A 19,132-nucleotide genomic window follows, 5' to 3' on the forward strand; every position below is an offset into this window, starting at 1 on the left:
GCGTCAGGCGAGATCCGGCGCCGTGGCCCGGGACAGGGTGCCGTCGTGGAGCGCGGAGGCGACCAGCGCCCCGGCGATCCCGGCCGCGCGCAGCGCCCGCACATCGTCCGGGCCGCGGACGCCGCCGGCCGCGTAGAGGCGGGTTTCCGGCGCCCGCGCCCGCAGGGCGCCGAGGGACGCGAGGTCGGGACCGGCCCCGGCCCCGACCTGGGCCAGGGTCATGGCGATCACCTCCGGCGGCCACAGCGACGGATCGTCGTGGAGCGCCGGGGGCCCGAGCCGGTCGGCGCCGCGCGTGTCGAGGGAGAACACCGCCCGGTCCCCGAGCCGGGTCACCAGGCCGGCATCCGTCTGGCTCTCGCTGCCGATCACTGGACGCCCGAGGCCGGAGGCCAGGAACGCGTCCAGGCCGGCGGGCTCGGCGAAGCCGGCATCCACCCACAGGGCGGTGCCCGGGCAGGCGCGGGCGATCGCCGTCAGGGCGCGGAGATCGGGGGCGGCACGATCGATGATCGCGTCGAGATCGGCGACGTAGAGGGTCGCGGCCGGCCACGCGTCGAGGAGCCCGCGTGCCACCGCTTCGGGTGCGGATCCCTTTGCCAAGGGCGTCTCGATCGGGGCATAGGAGGAGCGCTCGCCCCGGCGCGCCCGCACGACGCGGCCGCCCCGGAGGTCGAGCACCGGGATCACCGCGAAGCCGGGGCGCCCGATCCTGTGGTCCATCGAGGCGTTCATCGCGGTCCCATGCGCTCACCATCCCCCAGGACAATCGGGTGGGACCTCGGCGGGGTTCACGTCAAGGCCGCTCTGGTGGAGGCCGGACGCGTCGTGGCCGCCGCCCAGGTTCCGTGCCCGCTCTGGCAGGGTCTGCCGGCCCTGGCGCAGGCGCTCGCGGCCCTGCCGGACTGGGCGCGCGGCGAGGCCGCGCACGCCGTCACCATGACGGGGGAATTGACCGATTGCTTCGCCGACCGGCGGGAGGGCGTGGCGGCGCTCTCCGGATGGGCCGGGGCGCATCTCGCCGGGATTGTGCGGATCTATGCCGGCCGGTCCGGCTTCGTCGCCCCGGAGGCGGCGGCTGAACGCGCCGCCGACGTGGCCTCAGCCAACTGGCACGCCACCGCGGCGCTCGCCGGGCGGATCGCCCCGGACGCCCTTCTGGTCGATATCGGCTCCACCACCACCGACCTCATCCCGATCGTGGGTGGCCGCCCGGCCGCCGCGGGCTACAGCGATGCGGAACGTCTGGCGACATCGGAACTCGTCTATACCGGCATCGTGCGCACGCCGGTGGTCGCGCTCGCCGACCACGCGCCCTTCGGCGGCCGCCGGACCCGGCTGATGACCGAGACCTTCGCCCACATGGCGGATGCCTACCGGATCCTCGGCCTGCTCCCCGGGGGAGCCGACCAGCAGGCGAGCGGCGACCGCAAGGGCAAGTCCGTGGCCGAGAGCGAGACCCGGCTCGCCCGGATCGTCGGGCGCGACCGGACCGAGGCCCCCGCGCCGGCCTGGGCCGCATTGGCGGGGCATTTCGCGGAGGCGCAGCTGCGCCTGCTGCACGATGCGGCCGCGCTCCTGCTCGGCCGGCCGGACATGGACGCGCGGGCGCCCCTGATCCCGTGCGGCGCCGGCGCCTTCCTGGGGGCCCGCCTGGCCGATCGGCTCGGACGCGCCTCCCTCCCGCTCGTAGACCTGCTGGGCGACCGGATCGCCGGGCCCCGTGACGGGATCTCGACCTGTGGGCCGGCGGCAGCGGTCGGCCTCATTGCCGCGGAGGGGACAATCGCATGAGTGCCATCAAGATCCTGGCCCGGATCCTCACCGCCCGGGTCGGGCCGCATATCGAGCTGGCCGTGGAGACGGAGACCGGCGAGATCCTCAAGGTGCTCGCCACAGAGGATCAGATCGACCGGCTGGTCGACGAACTGGACGACATCCTCAACTCGCCCGGCGCGCCGGACGATGACGGGCCGCCCGAAGCGGCCTGAGCGGCGCCGGCCATGAGCCTGATCGCCGCCAAGATCTTTGTCACCCCGACGCTGATGTGGGCCGTGTCGGCGGCGGCGCGCCGCTGGGGCAGCCTCGTCGGCGGCCTGCTCTCCGGCCTGCCGCTGACCTCGGCGCCGATCTCGATCTACCTCGCCGCCGAGCAGGGCGAGCGCTTCGCCGCCGACGCCGCTGTCGGGTCGGTGGAGGGGCTGGGGGCGGTGACGGCCTGCTACCTGGCCTACGTTCTCTGCGCTCGGCGGATCGGCGCCGTTGCGTCCATCGTTCTGGCCCTGGCGGCCTTCGTGATGGGCGGCGCCCTGCTGCACGGGCTCGTCCGGCCGGGCCTGTGGCTCGCGACAGTGATCGACCTCCCGGCGATGGCGGCCGTCATCGCCCTGTGCCGGCCGGCCCCCGAGGCCGCCGCGCCGGTCCGCGATGCGCGACCCCCGCGCTGGGACATGCCGGCCCGGCTGGCGGCGGCCACCGCCCTGGTCCTGCTGGTCTCGACCCTGGCGCCCCGCCTCGGGTCGGGCCTGAGCGGCGTTCTGGCGCCGATCCCGATCATCTCCTGGCCGCTCATCGTCTTCGCCCGTCTGCAGGACGGGGTCGGCGCCTCGCTCGAGGTGGTGCGCGGCAGTGCCCAGGGCGCGTTCGGCGTGCTCGCCTTCTACATCTGCGTTCACCTGACGCTCGGGCAGGTCGATCCGGTCCTGGCCTACGCCCTCTCGATCGCCGTCTCGGCGGCCTGCGTCCTGCCCTGGCTGTTCGCGCGCCGCCGCCCGCGGGCGGCGTGACGGCGCGCGGCACCCAAAGAAAAACCCGCCCCGAGCGATCGGAGCGGGCCGCGATGTGGCGCCGGCGCGGCGAGGCCGGCCGTGCGTCGATCACTCGGCGGCGGCGGGCGCCTCGGCCGGGGTGCCCTTGCCCGCGTTGTCCTTGGCCTTGTAGCGGTCGGTGCGCTCGACGATGCGGGCCGACTTCCCGCGGCGGTCGCGCAGGTAGTACAGCTTGGCGCGGCGCACCTTGCCCCGGCGGACCACCTTGATCGAATCGATCATGGGGGAATGCACCGGGAAGACGCGCTCCACGCCCTCGCCGTAGGAGATCTTGCGGACCGTGAAGCTCTCGTTGAGGCCGCCGCCCTGGCGGCCGATGCAGACGCCCTCGTAGGCCTGGACGCGGGTGCGCTCGCCTTCCTTCACGCGAACGTTGACGATGAGCGTGTCGCCCGGCTCGAAATCGGGAATGGTCTTGGCGAGGCGCGCGACTTCCTCGCGCTCCAGCTGCTCGATGATGTTCATGACAAAGCTCCGGCCGTTGCGCCGCGCTGCCCCTCATGGGCGGCGGGCACCAGGATTTCGGCGATCCTGTTGTGAGTTGGCCGGCTCTCTACAGGATCGCCACCGCCTTGTCGATTGCCGATGAGAGCCGCGCCGCGCTTGGCGCCGTCAGGCCGGCACCGCGCCGGCCTCGGGCAGCACGCAGCCGGATAGGAAGGCCGCCAGATCGTCCGTGATGTGATCGATATGCGCCTCGCGCACCGCCTCCTGCTCGAACGCCTCCCGGTAGGGATCGGCGATCTTGGGCACCACCAGGACCGTCGCCATGCCGAGGTCGTGCGGTACGGCGAGGTTGCGGGCGATGTCCTCGAACAGGGCCGCGCGGGTCGGCTCGACGCCGTGCGCCTGCAGGAACCGCTCGTAGGTCGACCGCTCGGGCTTCGGCACGAAATCGGCGGCGGCGATGTCGAACACGTCCTCGAAATGGTCGAGGATCCCGAGCTTGGCCGCCACGTTCTCGGCGTGCCGCCGCGACCCGTTGGTCAGGATCAGCTTGCGCCCCGGCAGTTGCTCGATCGCGTCGCCGAGGCCCTTGTCGAGCTTGATCGCCGAATGGTCGATGTCGTGGGCGAAGTCGAGGAACTCGTGGGGATCGATATCCGCCTCGACCATGAGGGCTTTCAGGGTCGTGCCGTAGGTGTGGTAGAAATGCTTCTGCAGGGCGCGGGCCGAGAGCCCGTCGAGCCCGTAGAGCCTCATGACGTAGAGCGTGATCCGCTCGTCGACCTGCGGCCAGACCCGGGCGTCGCTCGGATAGAGGGTGTTGTCGAGGTCGAACACCCAGGTGTCGACATCGGCGAACCCGCGCGCGCCAGAGGTGGTGAACTGGGCCTTGTCGGGGTGGTGCACCGTATCCCTTTGGAATCGTGATCCCCAGGGGGGATGAGTGAACCCACGGGGCCAGGCTTGCAAGGCTGGCTTGCTCGGGGCTGACCCGGAGCAGGACAATGCGCGCGCGGAGCGGAAGTTGCCGCCCCGCGCGAATCGCGTCGCCCGATCGCTTGGCGACCGGCTTCAGCCGCGCCGGATCAGCGTGCCGGCGCCGTAATCGGTGAACAGCTCCAGCAGCACCGCGTGGTTGACCTTGCCGTCCAGGATGACGACCGCCTCGACGCCGCGCTCGATCGCGTACATGCAGGTCTCGATCTTGGGGATCATGCCGCCCGTGATGGTGCCGTCGGCGATCAGGCGGCGGCAATCCTCCACGGTGAGTTCCGGGATCAGCTTCTTGTCCTTGTCGAGCACCCCCGGGACGTCGGTGAGCAGCAGCAGGCGCTTGGCCCGGAGCGCCCCCGCGATGGCGCCCGCGAAGGTGTCGGCATTGACGTTGTAGGTCTGTCCGTCCGCCCCGTAGGCGACCGGGGCGAGCACGGGAATCAGCTCGGCCTTCAGCACCGCGTCGAGCACGCCGCGCTCGACATGCTCCGGTTCGCCGACGAGACCGAGGTCGATGGTCTGCTCCTCTTGGCTCTCGGGATCGACCAGGGTCTTCAGCGCCCGCTTGGCCCGGACCATGTTTCCGTCCTTGCCGCACAGGCCGATGGCCCGTCCGCCCTCGGCCGAGATCCAGCCGACGATCTGCTTGTTGATCAGGCCGGCCAGGACCATCTCGACCACCTCGACGGTGGCCGCGTCGGTGACGCGCAGGCCGCCGCGGAACTCAGACTGGATGCCGAGCCGATCGAGCATCTTGCCGATCTGGGGGCCGCCCCCGTGCACGACGATCGGCTTCAGCCCGGATTGCTCGAGGAGGACGATGTCCTCGGCGAAATCCTCGGCCGCGGACCGGTCGCCCATGGCGTGGCCGCCATACTTGATCACCACGATCTCCTGGTCGTAGCGCTGCATGTGGGGCAGCGCCTGGGCCAGGACCTCGGCGCGCACGTGCACGTTCGGCAATTCGGTCATCACGGTCCTTCGCCGATCCTTGGGTCAGGGCCTCGGGGCGGGACTTCGACCACACCCGTCGGGCGGTGGCGCTTCTACAGGAAGCCGCCGCCCCTGCGAAGCCGCATCCGGGCAGGGGCCGGGCAAGAAAAGGCCGGGCCCGAGCGGAATCGGCCCGCCGCGACGGCCGCATTGTCAAAGAACAGTCATGCTTCCGGTGTGTTGCGTCCGTGCGACAGGCTGGATCCGATCCAGCGCCGCCCGGGTTGCGCCGCCGTGACGCCCGGACCATGCTGCATTGCAGCGAGCCGGGGGCTGGCTGCCGGGAGGGCCGGATGCGGATTGCGATGATAGGGGCCGGCTATGTCGGCCTTGTCTCCGGAGCGTGCCTGGCCGATTTCGGGCACAGCGTGGTCTGCATCGACCGCGACCCGGACAAGATCGCCGCGCTGAACGCCGGCCGCATGCCGATCTACGAGCCCGGGCTCGACGCGCTGGTCTCCGAGAACGTCCGCCAGGGGCGGATCGCATTCCGCTCGACGCTGCGGGAGGCGGTGGCGGAGGCCGACGCGGTGTTCATCGCGGTGGGGACGCCGTCCCGCCGGGGCGACGGATTTGCCGATCTGAGCTTCGTGTTCGACGCCGCCCGGGAGATCGCCGGGGCGCTGTCGGGCTTCACCGTGGTAATCACCAAGTCGACCGTGCCGGTCGGCACCGGCGACGAGGTCGAGCGCATCATCCGCGAGACCAATCCCGCCGCCGACTTCTCCGTGGCGTCGAACCCCGAATTCCTGCGCGAAGGCGCGGCCATCGCCGATTTCAAGCGCCCCGACCGCATCGTGGTCGGCACCGAGGAGGCCCGGGCCGAGGCGGTGCTGCGCGAGGTCTACCGGCCGCTCTACCTCAACGCCGCGCCGATCCTGGTGACGAGCCGCCGCACCGCCGAGCTGACCAAATACGCCGCCAACGCGTTCCTGGCCGCGAAGATCACCTTCATCAACGAGGTGGCCGACCTGTGCGAGGAGGTCGGCGCCGACGTCCAGCAGGTCGCCCGCGGCATCGGGCTGGACAACCGCATCGGGTCGAAGTTCCTCCATGCCGGGCCGGGCTACGGCGGCTCGTGCTTTCCGAAGGACACCTTGGCCCTGGTCAAGACCGCCCAGGATGCCGGCACGCCGCTGCGCCTCGTCGAGACCGTGGTGGCGGTCAACGACCAGCGCAAGCGCGCCATGGCCCGCAAGGTGATCAAGGCCTGCGGCGGCGCCGTGCGCGGCAAGACCGTCGCCCTGCTCGGCCTGACCTTCAAGCCCGACACCGACGACATGCGCGACGCACCGTCGCTGGCAATCGTGGCCGGGCTCCAGGATGCGGGTGCGACGGTGCGCGCCTACGATCCCGAGGGGATGGCGCAGGCGCGCGCCCTGATGCCGACGGTGGATTATGCCGAGAGCCCCTATGCCTGCGCGGAGGGCGCCGACGCCCTGGTGATCGTCACCGAATGGAACGCCTTCCGGGCGCTCGATCTCGACCGGGTACGCCGGACCATGGCGTCCGGCGGATCCGCCCCCGTGCTGGTCGACCTGCGCAACATCTACGACCCCGAAACCGCCACGCGCCACGGTTTCGCCTATTGCGGCGTCGGACGCAGCGGGGCCGCCCGCGCGCCGTATCCGTCTTGAGCCGGGGCCGCAGCGGTCCGCGCGATGCCGAACCGGCGCCGGTGCCGCGTGGCCATTTGGAAGATCTCTCCGTGGCGTGCGCGGCGTGCCGGTAGACGGTCCTTCGCCTGCGACGCGAAACTATGGCTTTCTGATGATCGTCTAGGCGTCTCTCAAACCAGTCGACCCGTCCTATCCTGGCGTTCTGAGCCCCGGGATTGGATAAGCTTCTGATGAATACATGTCACAGCCTTCGGCAATTTCGCCGGGCGGGGATGACCTGGCATCGGGGCTGGTTGGACACCGCAATGGTGCCACAGTAAGGGGTGAGAGGGTACTCACTCGTCGAGAGCCGAGCCGACTTCCGATAACGAGCGTGTGCGAACCGAACGTGACACAACGTACAGATATTGCGATCGTCGGACGCGCATGCCGACTGCCCGGGGCCCCGAGCGTCGACGGGCTATGGCACCTCCTCTCCGAGGGGCGCTGCGCCGTCAGCAAGGTACCGGCCGACCGCTTCTCCCTGGAGCGGTTCGCGCATCCCCGGGCCCATGAGCGCGGCAAGAGCTACACCTGGGCGGCGGGCGTCATCGACGACGTGTGGTCGTTCGACCCGGCGGTGTTCGGCATCTCGCCCCGCGAGGCCGAGCAGATGGACCCGCAGCAGCGGATGCTGCTGGAGCTCACCTGGGAAGCCCTAGAGGATGCGGGCCTGCGCCCGTCGAGCGTGGCCGGCAGCCATATCGGCGTGTTCGTCGGCGCCTCGTCCCTCGATTACGGCAACCTGCGCATCCTCGACGCGCCGTCGGGCGACGCCTACGCGGCGACCGGCAACACCCTCTCGATCATCTCGAACCGCATCTCGTACATCTTCGATCTGAAGGGTCCGAGCTTCACGGTCGACACCGCCTGCTCGTCCTCGCTCGTCGCCTTCGACAACGCCGTCCAGGCGATCCGCTCGGGCCGCGTCGACACGGCGGTGGTCGCCGGCGTGAACGTGCTCGCCAGCCCGTTCAACTTCATCTGCTTCTCCAGCGCGCAGATGCTCTCGCGCACCGGCCTGTGCCAGGCGTTCTCCAAGAACGCCGACGGCTACGTGCGCTCGGAGGGCGGCGTGGTGTTCGTGCTGCAATCGGCCGAGGCGGCACGGCGCAACGGCGCCACCGTGCGCGCCGTGGTCGCGGCCTCCGGCATCAACTCCGACGGGCGCACCACCGGAATCTCCCTGCCGTCGGGCTATGCCCAGGGCGCCCTGCTGGAGAAGGTCTACCGCGAGGCCGAGATCAACCTCGACGACCTCGCCTTCATGGAAGCGCACGGCACCGGCACGCCGGTGGGCGACCCGATCGAGGCCTCGGCCATCGGCTCCAAACTCGGTCGCGGCCGGCAGGCGCCGCTGCCGATCGGCTCGATCAAGACCAATATCGGCCACACCGAGCCGGTCTCCGGCCTCGCCGGCCTGATGAAGGCGACGCTCGCCCTGGAGCACGACCTCGTGCCGCCGTCGCTGCACGCCGCCGAGCTCAATCCCGAGATCCCGTTTGACGAACTCAACCTGAGCGTCGTGCGCAAGGCCCTGCCGATCAGCCGCGGCCCGCGCGAGCGCTTCGCCGGCGTGAACTCGTTCGGCTTCGGCGGCACCAACGCCCACGTCGTGATCACCGACGCCCCCGCCTGGGCGAAGCCCGACGCCGCTGCGCCCCGGGCCTCCGCCCAGGTGCTGCTGCTCTCGGCCCAGAGCCGCGCCGCGCTGAACGAGCTGGCCCTGGACTATGCCGAGCGGCTCGAGGCGGAGCCCGCCCGGGCCCCGGCCATCGCCGCCGCCGTGGCGCATCGCCGGGAGCGGATGCCCGCCCGCCTCGCCGTCGCCCTGGACGGCAAGACCGATATCGCCGCGGCCCTGCGCGCCGTCGGCGAGGGCGAGGATTCGCCGGACGCCTTCACCGGCACCGCGGTCGACCGCGTCGCCGAGGTGGCCTTCGTCTATTCCGGAAACGGCAGCCAGTGGGCCGGCATGGGCCGCGAGGCCTACGCGGAGAACCCCGCGTTCCGCGCCGCCTTCGACCGGGTCGACACGCTGTTCCAATCCTATGCGGACTGGTCGCTGAAGGACGCCCTCTACGCCGAGGACCTGGACGAGCGCCTCGCGCTCACCAGCGTCTCGCAGCCGCTGATCTTCGCCATCGAGAGCGCCTCGACGGCCGCGCTCCGGGCGAAGGGCCTGATCCCGTCCTACGTCCTGGGGCACAGCGTCGGCGAGATCGCCGCCGCCGAGGCCGCCGGGATCCTGAGCCTGGAGGACGCGGTCCGGGTCATCTACTACCGCAGCCACCATCAGGAGACGACGCACGGCCAGGGCACCATGGCGGTGCTGCTGATGCCGGCCGAGGAGGTCGAGAGCTTCCTCAAGGATTATCCGAGCCTCGACATCGCCGCCTATAACAGCCCGAAGGCCGTGACGGTGGCCGGGCCGGTGGCCGATATCGACGCCGCCCTCAAGGCCCTGTCGCGCAAGCGCCGGCGCGGCCGCAAGCTCGACCTCGCCTACGCCTTCCACGGACGGCTGATGGATCCGACCGAGAAGCCGCTGCTGCGCGATCTCGCCGGGCTGAAGGCGCGGACGGGCACCACCGCCATGGTCTCCACCGTCACCGGCTCTGTGCTGGACGGGTCCAATTTCGGCGCCGGCTACTGGTGGCGCAACATCCGCGAGCCGGTGCGCTTCAGCGAGGCCGTGCAGGATGCCACCCGCCGGGGCGCCCGCATCTTCGTGGAGGTCGGACCCCGCGCGACCCTGATGTCCCACGTCGGAGACGCGGTCGAGCCGCTGGGCATCGAGACCGCCACGGTCGGCGTGATGCACCGCAAGGCCTCCGGCGGCGACCCGATCGCCAAGGCGGTCAGCGCCGCCCTGGTCCAGGGCGCGCAGGTCGACGAGGCCCTGCTGTTCGGCGATGCGCCGAAGGGCGACGTGCGCCTGCCCACCTATCCGTGGCAGCGCCGCCCGTTCCGCCTGGCCGACACCACCGAGGGCGTCGGCGCCATGAGCCCCCGGCCCTATCATCCGCTGATCGGCTCGCGTACCACCTTCGACGGCCTGGAGTGGAACGGCTTCGTCGATCCGGCCACGGTCCCCGAGCTGGAGGACCACAAGGTCGACGGCCAGGTGATCATGCCCGGCGCCGGCTTTGTCGAGATGGCGCTGGCCTGCGTCCGCGAGGCCCTGCGCGACGACGAGGTCGTGCTGGCGGATTTCGAGATCGTGGCGCCGATGGTGTTCGCCGAGGACGCCCTGCGCGAGGTCGCGGTGCGCCTGTCGGGCTCGGGCAACGGCATCCAGGTCCTCAGCCGTCCGCGCCTGACGCAGACGCCCTGGCAGATTCACGCCCAGGCCAAGATTGTCGAGGGCACGTTCTCGGCCCCGAAGGTGCCGGAGCTGAACGGGTTCAGCTTCGAGACCGCGGGTGACCACGTGCTCGCCGGCGAGGCACTGTACGCTAAGGCCCTCGCCTCGGGCCTGGCCTTCGGCCCGAGCTTCCAGCAGGTCGCCATGAGCGCCCGGCTGGACGACGTCACCATCGTGTCCGACCTGCTGCCGGCCGAGCCCGACAGCCGCTACGCCCTGGTGCCGAACCGGCTCGACGCCTGCTTCCACGGGCTGATCCTGCTCTTCGCCGACCTGCTCGGCGAGAATGGCGGTAAGGCCTATATCCCGGTGCGCTTCGGCGAGGTCCGGCTGCTGCGCCCCGGCGCGGTGATCGCCCGCTCGATCATCCGGACCCGCCGGTGCAACGAGCGCTCGATCCTGGCCGACTTCACCCTCCTCGACGCCGAGGGGGCCGTGGTCGCCACGATCCGCGAGGGCCGGTTCCAGGCCCTGCGCGCCAAGAGCGGCGGCGACCTCTCGGCCTTCGCGATCTCCCAGGTGCCGGAACTCGCCACCGAGCCGACCGCGATCCCGATGGAGCGCCGGCCGAGCGTGGCCGCGCGCCTGCGGCCGCTCGCCGCCGAGGCGAAGGGACCGGCCGACGCCGCCCTGTCGCCGGGGCACCTCCTGCTGGAGGGCTGGGCGACCTCCCTGGCCTACCGCCTCGCCTCCGGGCTGGCGCAGGCCGAGACCGTGTCGGTCGCCGATCGCCGCGTCCCCGAGGCCCTGCGCTCCTGGCTGCTGAACGCCCTCTATGCCCTGGAGAGCAGCGGCCTGGCCGAGCGCGCCGGCGAGAACTGGGCGCTGGGCGACGGCTCCGCGCTGCCGGCCCCCGACGAGATCATGCGCTGGATCGCCGGCGACCATCCGGATCTCTCCGCCGAGCTGGTGCTGATCGCCGATGTCGGCGCCCTGGTCGATCGCCTGCTCGCCGGCACGCTGACCGACGCGCCCGCCCTGCCGCAGGGCGCCATCGACGCCTTCGTGCTGCGCTCGGCCACCGCGCGCCACGGCGCCGACGTGGTCGCGAAGCTCATCGAGCGGAGCCGCGTGCAGCTTCCGAAGGAGCGGGCGCTGCGGGTTCTGCAGGTCGGCTTCGGCCCGCTCTCGGCTCAGGCGGCGACCTTCGCGGCCGCCGCCGAGGCCCGGCTCACCGTGTTCGAGACCGACCGCAGGCTCGCCGAGCGCGCCCGCCTGTCGCTCGGCCGCGCCGCCGCCGTGGTCGAGACCGCCGAGGAGCTCGCCCCCGGCAGCTTCGACGTGATCCTCGCGGCCGGCAGCCTCCACCGGGGCGACCGCGCCCTGCCGGGCCAGCTCGCCGGGGCGCTCGCCACCGGCGGCCTGCTCGTGGCCGTCGAGCCGGGCGCGTCCCTGTTCCGCGACCTCGTGTTCGGCCTCACCGCCGGCTGGTTCGAGGAAGCCGTGGGCGGCCTGCCGGTCGGCCGGCTCGAGGATATTGAGGGCTGGCAGCGCACGCTCAGCGCCCACGGCCTCGTCAAGGTCGAGGTCGAGCGGGCGGCCTCCGCCAACGGCGACGACCTGCTGCTGACGGCCGAGGCACCGGTGCGTCCGGGCCCGGCCGCGGCGCAGAGCTTCGCCTTCATCATCGGCTCGGACGACGAGTTCGCGGCCGAGACCGCCTCGTCCCTGGCGACCCTGCTGGTCGCGGGCGGCGTCCACGTCTCGATCATCCTCGATTCCGAGACCTCCCTGATGGAGCTGGAGAAGGAGACCCCCGATACGGTGGTGTTCCTGGCCGGCGCCTTCACCCGCGGCGGCGAGGCGGCCGAGCGGCTGCGCGACCGCTGCCTCAGCCTGAAGCGCTGCATCGAGCATCTCGGTGCCCGCCAGACCCGCCTGTGGGTGGTGGCGCCGGGCGCGACCCGCGACCGCGGCGGCCAGGCCACCAACGTCGAGGCCGGCGTCTGGGCCTTCTCCCGCACGCTGGCCAACGAGGCCCCGAACCTGGACGTGCGCCGCATCGACCTCTCCCCCGAGATGTCGTCGAAGCGCGCGTCCGAGCGCCTGCGCGACCTGATCCTCTCCGGCACCCCGGAGACCGAGATCGTGCTCGACGACGAGCGGACGCAGGTGGTGCGTTTCCATGCCGGCCGGCCGCAGCACCGGGATCCCGCCGATGCCGTCCCGGCGGAGGCGGCGCGCCTGGAGCGGAGCAACACCGGCGGCCTCAGCGAGATGGTCTGGGGTCCGGCCGAGCGCCGCACCCCCGGCAAGGGCGAGTTGGAGATCGCGGTCGAGGCCACCGGCCTCAACTTCCGCGACGTGCTCTGGGCGCTCTCGATGCTCCCCGAGGAGATCCTGGAGGACGGCTTCGCCGGACCGCGGCTGGGCCTCGAATGCGCCGGCCGGGTCACGGCCGTCGGTCCGGGGGTGAAGGGCTTCAAGGTCGGCGATCCGGTCGTCGCCTTCGCCCAGTCGGGCTTCGCCACCCACATCGTCGTGCCCGACCTCGTGGTTGCGCCGATGCCGCAGGGCCTCGACCCGATGGCGGCCGCCACCGTGCCGGTGGCGTTCCTCACCGCCTATTACAGCCTCGTCTCCTGCGCCCGGATGCGGCGCGGCGAGTGGGTGCTGGTCCATGGCGGTGCCGGCGGCGTCGGCCTCGCCGCGCTCCAGATCGCCAAGCTGAAGGGCGCGCGGGTCATCGCCACCGCGGGGTCCCGCGAGAAGCGGGCGCTCGTGAAGGCTTTGGGCGCCGAGCACGTGCTCGATTCCCGCTCGCTGGCCTTCGTGGACGAGGTCCGGGCGATCACCGGCGACGGGGTCGACATCGTCCTGAACAGCCTGTTCGGTGAGGCGATGGAGCGCTCGCTGAACGCACTCCGGCCCTTCGGCCGCTTCGTCGAGCTGGGCAAGCGCGACTACGTCGCCAACACCCATATCGGCCTGCGTCCGTTCCGGCGGAACCTCAGCTACTTCGGCGTCGACCTCGATCAGGTGATCCAGCACCAGGGCGACGACGGGGCGCGGATGTTCCGCGAGGTGATGGCACTATTCAACGACGGCGGCCTGAAGCCCCTGCCCTACCAGCCGTTCACGGCGGCCGAGACCTCGGACGCGTTCCGGCTGATGCAGCAATCGGGTCACATCGGGAAGATCGTGATCAGCCCGCCCAGGGCCGGCACGATCATGAAGGATACCAGGCGGCCGTTCACGGTCTCGGCCGAGGGCGTCCACTTGCTCACCGGCGGCCTCGGCGGCTTCGGCCTCGAGGCGGCGCGCTGGCTGATCGACCGGGGCGCCCGGCACCTCGTGCTGGCCGGCCGCAAGGGCGCGGCCACCGACGAGGCCAAGGCGATCGTCGCCGACCTCGCCGGCCGGGGCGTGAGCGTCACGGCCAAGGCGGTCGACATCACCAGCCGTTCGTCGGTGGATCGCCTGATCGCCGAGATCGAGCAGGGCGGGAGGAAGCTCGCGGGCGTGCTCCACGCCGCGGCGGTGCTTCAGGACGGCCTGATCGCCAACATCGACGCGGCTGCGCTCGACGCGGTGATCGGCCCGAAGGTGATCGGCGCCCAGCACCTGGACGCCGCCACCCGGGACCGCAGCCTCGACTACTTCGTGATGTTCTCCTCGGCGACGACCTTCATCGGCAACCCGGGCCAGGGCTCTTACGTGGCCGCCAACGGCTTCATGGAGGGTCTGGCCCGGCAGCGCCGCCGCCGCGGCCTGCCCGCCCTGGCGGTGGCCTGGGGTGCGATCGGCGATGTCGGGATGCTCGCCCGCAACAAGGCCGTCATGGAAGGCCTCGCCGGCCGCGTCGGCGTCACGCCGATGGAGGCCCGCCGCTGCCTCGACCTGATGGCCGAGGCGCTGGGGAGCCAGGGCACGTCCCCGGACGAGGCGGTGATCGCCATCGCGGCGATGCATTGGGGCAAGGCGCGCGAGCGGCTCGCCACCATGCGCTCGCCGAGCTACGCCGAACTCGGGTCTGACCAGCAGGCCGAGGCCGGCGGCGTCCAGGCGATCAACATCGGGGCGCTCCTCAAGGGCGGCGACCTCGACTCGGTCCGCAAGACCGTGTCGGACGCGATCGTCGAGGACATCGCCCGGATCCTGCGCCTGCCCAAGGACGACATCAGCCGCGTGCGCCAGCTCTCGGAGATCGGCCTCGATTCCCTGATGGGCGTCGAGCTCGGCGCCAGCCTGCAGGAGCGCTTCGCCCTCGACGCGCCGCCCGCCGGGCTCTCGTCCGGCATGACCGTCAACGAGCTGTCGGAGTCCTTAATTCAGGCGGTTTCCGCGCCCATGGACGAGGCAGCCGGCGTCGCGATGAGTCTCGTCTCGAAGCATGTCGGCGGTGAGATCGATGCGCAGATGATGGCGCCGCTCCGGGAACTCATCGAGCAGACGTCCAGCGAGATCAAAGAGACCAACTCATGACCGATACGGCACGGCCGGACGGCGGACGCGCGGCGCTCGCCGGCTTCGTGACCAACCGGCTCGGGCGCGCGACGCCGCGCCCGGCCCCCGCCAAGGCGGCCTCCCCCGCCGGAAAATCGGCGGCGCAGAACTTCGAGAACCTGCCCGGCTACCGGGAGCTGAAGCTGCAGCGCCAGGCGGCCGAGCTGATCGGCCTGGGCAACCCGTTCTTCCGCGTTCACGACGCGAAGGCGGGGGCGACCACCCGGATCGACCAGAAGACCTTCACCAACTTCTCGTCCTACGACTATCTCGGCCTCAACGGTCACCCGCGGGTGAGCAATGCGGCCCGGGAGGCGATCGACGCCTATGGCACCTCCGCGTCGGCGAGCCGGGTCGTGGCGGGCGAGCGGCCGGGGCATATCAGCCTCGAACAGGCGCTGGCCAAGCACTACCACTCCGAGGGCTGCGTCGTGATGGTGAGCGGCCACGCCACCAACGTGACCACCATCGGCGCCCTGCTGGAAGCCGGCGACGTGATCTTCCACGACGCCCTGTCCCACAACAGCATCGTGACCGGCGCGCAGCTCTCAGGCGCGCAGCGGCGCTCCTTCGCGCATAACGATCTCGACGCCCTGGAGAGCCTGCTCCAGGCCACCCGCCACGAGCACCGCCGGGCGCTGATCGTGGTCGAGGGCCTCTACAGCATGGACGGCGACGCGCCGGACCTGGCCGGGCTCGTCGCCCTCAAGAAGCGCTACGACGCGTGGCTGATGGTCGACGAGGCCCACGGCCTCGGCGTCACCGGCCGCACCGGCGCTGGCCTGTTCGAGCATTGCGGTGTCGACCCCAAGGAGGTCGACATCTGGATGGGCACGCTGTCGAAGACGCTGTCCACCTGCGGCGGCTACATCTGCGGACCGATCGCGCTGATCGAGTACCTGAAGCACTCGGCCGGCGGCTTCGTCTACAGCGTCGGCATGTCCCCGCCGCTCGCCGCCGCCGCCGAGGCGGCGCTGGCCGTGATGCACGCGGAGCCGGAGCGGGTCGAGCGCCTGCGCCAGAACGGGACCCTGTTCCTGGCCACCGCCAAGAAGCTCGGCCTGGACACCGGCTTCAGCCTGGGGCTGGCCGTGGTGCCGATCATCGTGGGCGATTCGCTGAAGGCCGTCACCCTGTCGGACCGGCTGTTCCGCCGGGGCATCAACGTGCAGCCGATCATCCACCCGGCGGTGCCGGAGCGGGCCTCGCGCCTGCGCTTCTTCCTGACCTCCGAGCACAGCGCGGACCAGATCCGCGATACCGTGAACGCGGTAGCCGAGGAGCTGGCGGCGATCGACAAGGGCGGCTCGCTGATCGAGCAGCTGCTGGCCAAGCGGGCTTAACGACGGCGACGCCGGGCGTCCCGCGGGGCGATCGGCTCCACCTCAGACAGCTAATCCCGGCATCGACATGCAACAGGGCGCGGATGACTTCCGCGCCCTGTTTTGCGTTCCGGCTTCTGTTGCGAAGCGGGAGCGTGGGCCAGCAGGCCTACTTCGCGTAGTAGTAGGCGGTTGCGACGGAGGAGACGGGTCCGGTGACGCCGCTGAAGGCGGAGAGGACCTTGGACAGTTCGGTGAAGGGGGCGTTGGACACGTAGACGAGGTCGCGGTTGCGCATGCGGAACGCCTGGGAGACGAACAGGCTGTTGGGGTCGCGCATGTCGATGCGGTAGACCACGGGCACGAGCGGCGTGGCCAGCAGCTTGGAGCCGGGGTTGAGCCGGCGCACGACGCTGGCGGGCTCGAACCGGAAGATGAAGGTGCCCGCCGGGTCGGCGGCGAAATCCGACAGGCCGCGCGCCTTGGCCAGGGCCTGGGCCAGGGTGATGCCGTCGGCCTGGAACGGCAGCTCGGTGGCCTGGCCGAGCGCGCCCACCGCCAGGAAGGTCTGGGGATCGCGCACCAGGGTGAGCACGTCGTTGGGCCGCAGGTAGATGTTTTCCTTGGGGTTGGACACCACGGTGGTCAGGGGGACGGTGGCGGTGACCGGCCCGCGCGACAGGCGCACGAAGGTCTCCGAGACCGGCGAGCGGTTGCCGCCGGCGGCCGCGATGACGTCGAGGATGCGGTCGCCGTGGCCGGAGAGCGGCAAGCGGGCGCCGGCTGCGCCCTCGCCGGTGACGGTGACGGCCTGGGAGATCGGGCGGGTGACCGAGACCAGCACCTGCGGCTGGATGGCCTTGCCGGCGAGTTCGTTCTCGATCAGGGACTGGACGTCCTGGGGGCGGCGGCCGGCGACCTTGATCCGGCCGGCATAGGGCACCGAGATGGCGCCGTCGCGTCCGACCGGCTGCTCGGGGATGAGGGCGGATTTGGAGCCGGCGGAGAAGCGGTCGGCGACCAGCGGGCCGGAGAACAGGCCGCCGGAGCCGGCCTCCCAGACCGAGACCGAGACCATGTCGCCGATGCCGATGACCGGCTCGGCCGACGACCGGTGGTCGCCGAAGGAGGCGAGCAGGCTGTCCAGCGGCCGTCCGCGCAGGGCCTCGACCACCGCGGGGGTGACGTCGATGATCTCGTAGCGCGCCAGCATCCCGCCATCCGGGGTGGCCACCTCCGCGCCCGCCTGGATCGCGCTCGCCGTCGGACCCGCCGCGGGCAGGTACGTGCAGCCGCCGGCAGATCCGGCCGCCAGGGCGGCCATCAGGGCGGTGCGCGCCGTCTTACGCAGCATCACAGAGTTTTCTCCAGCCGGTTCCGCACCATCGCTGGCCCGAACCGGACATTCAGATTGACCGCAAAACGCTGCGATCGCTTTAACGGTCGTGCCAGGGCGGAAACCGCGTGGCGGACGGCCGTGCTATACCGCCGGTAATGCGTCACCAGCGTGGCGCTGCCGCGCGGCCCGGCGGCAAGCTTGACCATATCACGTCCCGGCGGGGCTGTCCGCAGGCGTGCGGGCGAGGGCCCCGCGCAGCGCGCGCCCCAGGGCGTCGGCCGCGAGGTCGATCCGGCGCGCCGGCGCAGCCGGCTGGCCGAAGCGGAACAGGCCGTATTCGGTCGTCCGACCGCCGAAGCCGGGCTTGCAGCTCGGCAGCGAGGGGGCGTGGTCACCGAACACGCAGAGCGTCATGGTCTGGCCCCGCTCCCCGGCCAGCCGGTCGAGCCCGGCCACGATCGCCTCCACCATCTGCCCGGTATGGGCCACGTGATGGAGGTATTGCGCCTGTGGATCATCGATCCCCGGCAGGCGCCCGGGCTTCCACGGTCCGTGGTTCTCCATGGTCACGCAGAACAGGAACAGGGGCGTCGGCCGCGCCCGGACCTCCGCCAGGAGTCGTTCGCCCAGGGCGACATCGCCGACATAGGGCCCCACCCGCGGCGCGTCCCGGAACGCCTCTTCCATCACCTGCTCGGTGAAGCCGAAGGCTTCCATCACCTGCGCCCGGCGGAAGAAGTCCCGGTGGAACGGGTGCAGGAACAGGGTCCCGTAGCCCCGGCCGCGGGCGAGCCGCGCGAGGCTCGTCGGCTCGTCGCCGCTGCGGGAGGTGTAGGGGTCGTACCGGCCGAAGCCGAGGCTGTCGGACGGGCGGCCGGTGAGCACGGCGTGCTCGCTGCGCATCGTGTAGGCGCCGTGGGCGGGGACCTCGAGCCGGCCGTACTGGGCGGCCCGGCTGCGGAACAGGGCCATCGCCGGCAACGGCGCTCCGCCCAGGCGCTCCGGGTCGATGAACGATTCGAGCTGGATCACCACCACGACGTCGTCCCCCGGCCCCGGGGGCAGCGCGGGCGCCGGGGGCGCCGGCTCGCTCCCCGCCAGCGCCCGGGCGGTGTAGCCGAGGAGGCTCGCCGGCAGGCCGACCCGGGCCACGTCCGCCTCCAGGTCGGGGCGGGGGAACCAGCGGGCGATCAGCCGGGCGAGGGGCGGGTGCGGCGCGGCTCGGACCAGCAGCCCGAGCAGCAGCGGCAGGCCGATCAGCGCCAGGATCCGCGGGAGGGTGGCGGCCGGCAGCACGCTCGGCTCGGTGCGGTACCAGATCACGGTGGCGGCGAGGGTGAGGAGGGCGGGAACGCAGACCCGCGGATCCCACAGGGGCGGGATGTAGTAGAGCTGGGGATGGCGCGGCACCTGCGGCAGCAGGGCGAAATCGCTGAACAGCAGCGGCTCGCCGATCACCGAGCGCTTGGCCCGGCTCACGTAGACGAGCGCCGCGACCGAGATCAGGCAGGTCAGTCCGGCGAGCCAGGGACGCCAGGAGAAGGCGAACCAGAACAGCAGGATCAGCAGATAGCCGGTGAGGCGCAGGGCGAGGTCGCGCGGGGCGAGGCTCGCCCGGGTGATCGAATCGCCCACGACGACCTCCAGGAGGAGGCAGAGCGCGAGGGCGAGGCCGGTGGCGGTGAGGAACGTCGTCAAGACTCGGGCACTCGACGTTTGAGCGGGCATCCTTATGGCCG

Annotated in this window: 13 protein-coding genes; 6 read left to right on the plus strand and 7 right to left on the minus strand. The window is 71.7% G+C overall.

What is annotated here, in order from left to right; translation table 11 throughout:
- Positions 1–3 precede the first annotated feature (3 nt).
- A complete protein-coding gene (locus tag AC3IF1_RS22345; protein WP_243973854.1) occupies positions 4–735 on the minus strand; it encodes a HisA/HisF-related TIM barrel protein in 732 nt (243 codons plus the stop codon).
- A gap of 9 nt (positions 736–744) precedes the next feature.
- Here AC3IF1_RS22345 and AC3IF1_RS22350 point away from each other — a divergent pair, with 9 nt between their 5' ends.
- The 3 genes from AC3IF1_RS22350 to AC3IF1_RS22360 are packed head-to-tail and all read left to right on the plus strand — an operon-like array spanning position 745 to position 2,786.
- The gene (locus AC3IF1_RS22350; protein WP_489219398.1) at positions 745–1,794 is read left to right on the plus strand and encodes a hydantoinase/oxoprolinase family protein; all 1,050 of its coding nucleotides are present in this window, start codon (positions 745–747) and stop codon (positions 1,792–1,794) included.
- Positions 1,791–1,991, plus strand: coding sequence for a hypothetical protein (locus AC3IF1_RS22355; protein WP_243973852.1), 201 nt, complete (start codon positions 1,791–1,793; stop codon positions 1,989–1,991). The genes AC3IF1_RS22350 and AC3IF1_RS22355 overlap by 4 nt, the downstream gene beginning before the upstream one ends.
- 12 nt (positions 1,992–2,003) lie before the next feature.
- Complete coding sequence (locus tag AC3IF1_RS22360; RefSeq protein ID WP_489219399.1) at positions 2,004–2,786, plus strand: hypothetical protein; 783 nt, start codon at positions 2,004–2,006, stop codon at positions 2,784–2,786.
- A gap of 90 nt (positions 2,787–2,876) precedes the next feature.
- Here AC3IF1_RS22360 and rplS read toward each other — a convergent pair whose 3' ends face one another.
- From rplS to argB, 3 genes are all read right to left on the minus strand, one after another.
- Positions 2,877–3,293, minus strand: a complete 417-nt coding sequence (gene rplS / locus AC3IF1_RS22365) for a 50S ribosomal protein L19 (protein WP_489219400.1) — start codon at positions 3,291–3,293, stop codon at positions 2,877–2,879.
- Between the two features lie 147 nt (positions 3,294–3,440).
- Complete coding sequence (locus AC3IF1_RS22370; protein WP_489219401.1) at positions 3,441–4,181, minus strand: pyrimidine 5'-nucleotidase; 741 nt, start codon at positions 4,179–4,181, stop codon at positions 3,441–3,443.
- Between the two features lie 165 nt (positions 4,182–4,346).
- A complete protein-coding gene (gene argB, locus AC3IF1_RS22375) occupies positions 4,347–5,240 on the minus strand; it encodes an acetylglutamate kinase (RefSeq protein WP_243973848.1) in 894 nt (297 codons plus the stop codon).
- A gap of 314 nt (positions 5,241–5,554) precedes the next feature.
- Here argB and AC3IF1_RS22380 point away from each other — a divergent pair, with 314 nt between their 5' ends.
- The 3 genes from AC3IF1_RS22380 (at position 5,555) to AC3IF1_RS22390 (ending at position 16,075) form a co-directional block, all read left to right on the plus strand.
- Positions 5,555–6,898, plus strand: coding sequence for a UDP-glucose dehydrogenase family protein (locus AC3IF1_RS22380; protein WP_489219402.1), 1,344 nt, complete (start codon positions 5,555–5,557; stop codon positions 6,896–6,898).
- 370 nt (positions 6,899–7,268) lie between these two features.
- Positions 7,269–14,711 carry an SDR family NAD(P)-dependent oxidoreductase gene (locus AC3IF1_RS22385; protein WP_489219403.1) on the plus strand — a complete coding sequence of 2,481 codons (7,443 nt, stop codon included), beginning with the start codon at positions 7,269–7,271 and terminating at the stop codon, positions 14,709–14,711.
- Positions 14,708–16,075 (plus strand): aminotransferase class I/II-fold pyridoxal phosphate-dependent enzyme, encoded by a 1,368-nt coding sequence (locus tag AC3IF1_RS22390; protein ID WP_243973845.1) that lies wholly within the window; start codon positions 14,708–14,710, stop codon positions 16,073–16,075. Before AC3IF1_RS22385 ends, AC3IF1_RS22390 begins: the two co-directional genes overlap by 4 nt.
- 148 nt (positions 16,076–16,223) lie before the next feature.
- Here the strand turns inward: AC3IF1_RS22390 and AC3IF1_RS22395 are convergent, their stop codons facing one another.
- From AC3IF1_RS22395 to AC3IF1_RS22405, 3 genes are read right to left on the minus strand one after another with little or no spacing between them, the layout of a single operon-like run.
- Positions 16,224–17,408: a polysaccharide biosynthesis/export family protein gene (locus tag AC3IF1_RS22395; RefSeq protein WP_489219404.1), complete on the minus strand. Its 1,185-nt coding sequence runs from the start codon at positions 17,406–17,408 to the stop codon at positions 16,224–16,226.
- Positions 17,408–17,599 carry a hypothetical protein gene (locus AC3IF1_RS22400; protein WP_489219406.1) on the minus strand — a complete coding sequence of 64 codons (192 nt, stop codon included), beginning with the start codon at positions 17,597–17,599 and terminating at the stop codon, positions 17,408–17,410. Before AC3IF1_RS22400 ends, AC3IF1_RS22395 begins: the two co-directional genes overlap by 1 nt.
- Position 17,600: 1 nt before the next feature.
- Positions 17,601–19,091, minus strand: a complete 1,491-nt coding sequence (locus AC3IF1_RS22405) for an LTA synthase family protein (RefSeq protein WP_489219407.1) — start codon at positions 19,089–19,091, stop codon at positions 17,601–17,603.
- Positions 19,092–19,132 lie beyond the last annotated feature (41 nt).

Source organism: Methylobacterium sp. E-012 (genome assembly GCF_057836545.1).

Bases quoted from the DNA above. Each gene is read 5' to 3' on its own strand.
- AC3IF1_RS22390 (WP_243973845.1), top strand. From the start codon at position 14,708: ATGACCGATACGGCACGGCCGGACGGCGGACGCGCGGCGCTCGCCGGC.
- AC3IF1_RS22355 (WP_243973852.1), top strand. From the start codon at position 1,791: ATGAGTGCCATCAAGATCCTGGCCCGGATCCTCACCGCCCGGGTCGGG.
- AC3IF1_RS22360 (WP_489219399.1), top strand. From the start codon at position 2,004: ATGAGCCTGATCGCCGCCAAGATCTTTGTCACCCCGACGCTGATGTGG.
- AC3IF1_RS22345 (WP_243973854.1), bottom strand. From the start codon at position 735: ATGAACGCCTCGATGGACCACAGGATCGGGCGCCCCGGCTTCGCGGTG.
- AC3IF1_RS22380 (WP_489219402.1), top strand. From the start codon at position 5,555: ATGCGGATTGCGATGATAGGGGCCGGCTATGTCGGCCTTGTCTCCGGA.
- rplS (WP_489219400.1), bottom strand. From the start codon at position 3,293: ATGAACATCATCGAGCAGCTGGAGCGCGAGGAAGTCGCGCGCCTCGCC.
- argB (WP_243973848.1), bottom strand. From the start codon at position 5,240: ATGACCGAATTGCCGAACGTGCACGTGCGCGCCGAGGTCCTGGCCCAG.
- AC3IF1_RS22400 (WP_489219406.1), bottom strand. From the start codon at position 17,599: ATGGTCAAGCTTGCCGCCGGGCCGCGCGGCAGCGCCACGCTGGTGACG.
- AC3IF1_RS22350 (WP_489219398.1), top strand. From the start codon at position 745: ATGCGCTCACCATCCCCCAGGACAATCGGGTGGGACCTCGGCGGGGTT.
- AC3IF1_RS22395 (WP_489219404.1), bottom strand. From the start codon at position 17,408: ATGCTGCGTAAGACGGCGCGCACCGCCCTGATGGCCGCCCTGGCGGCC.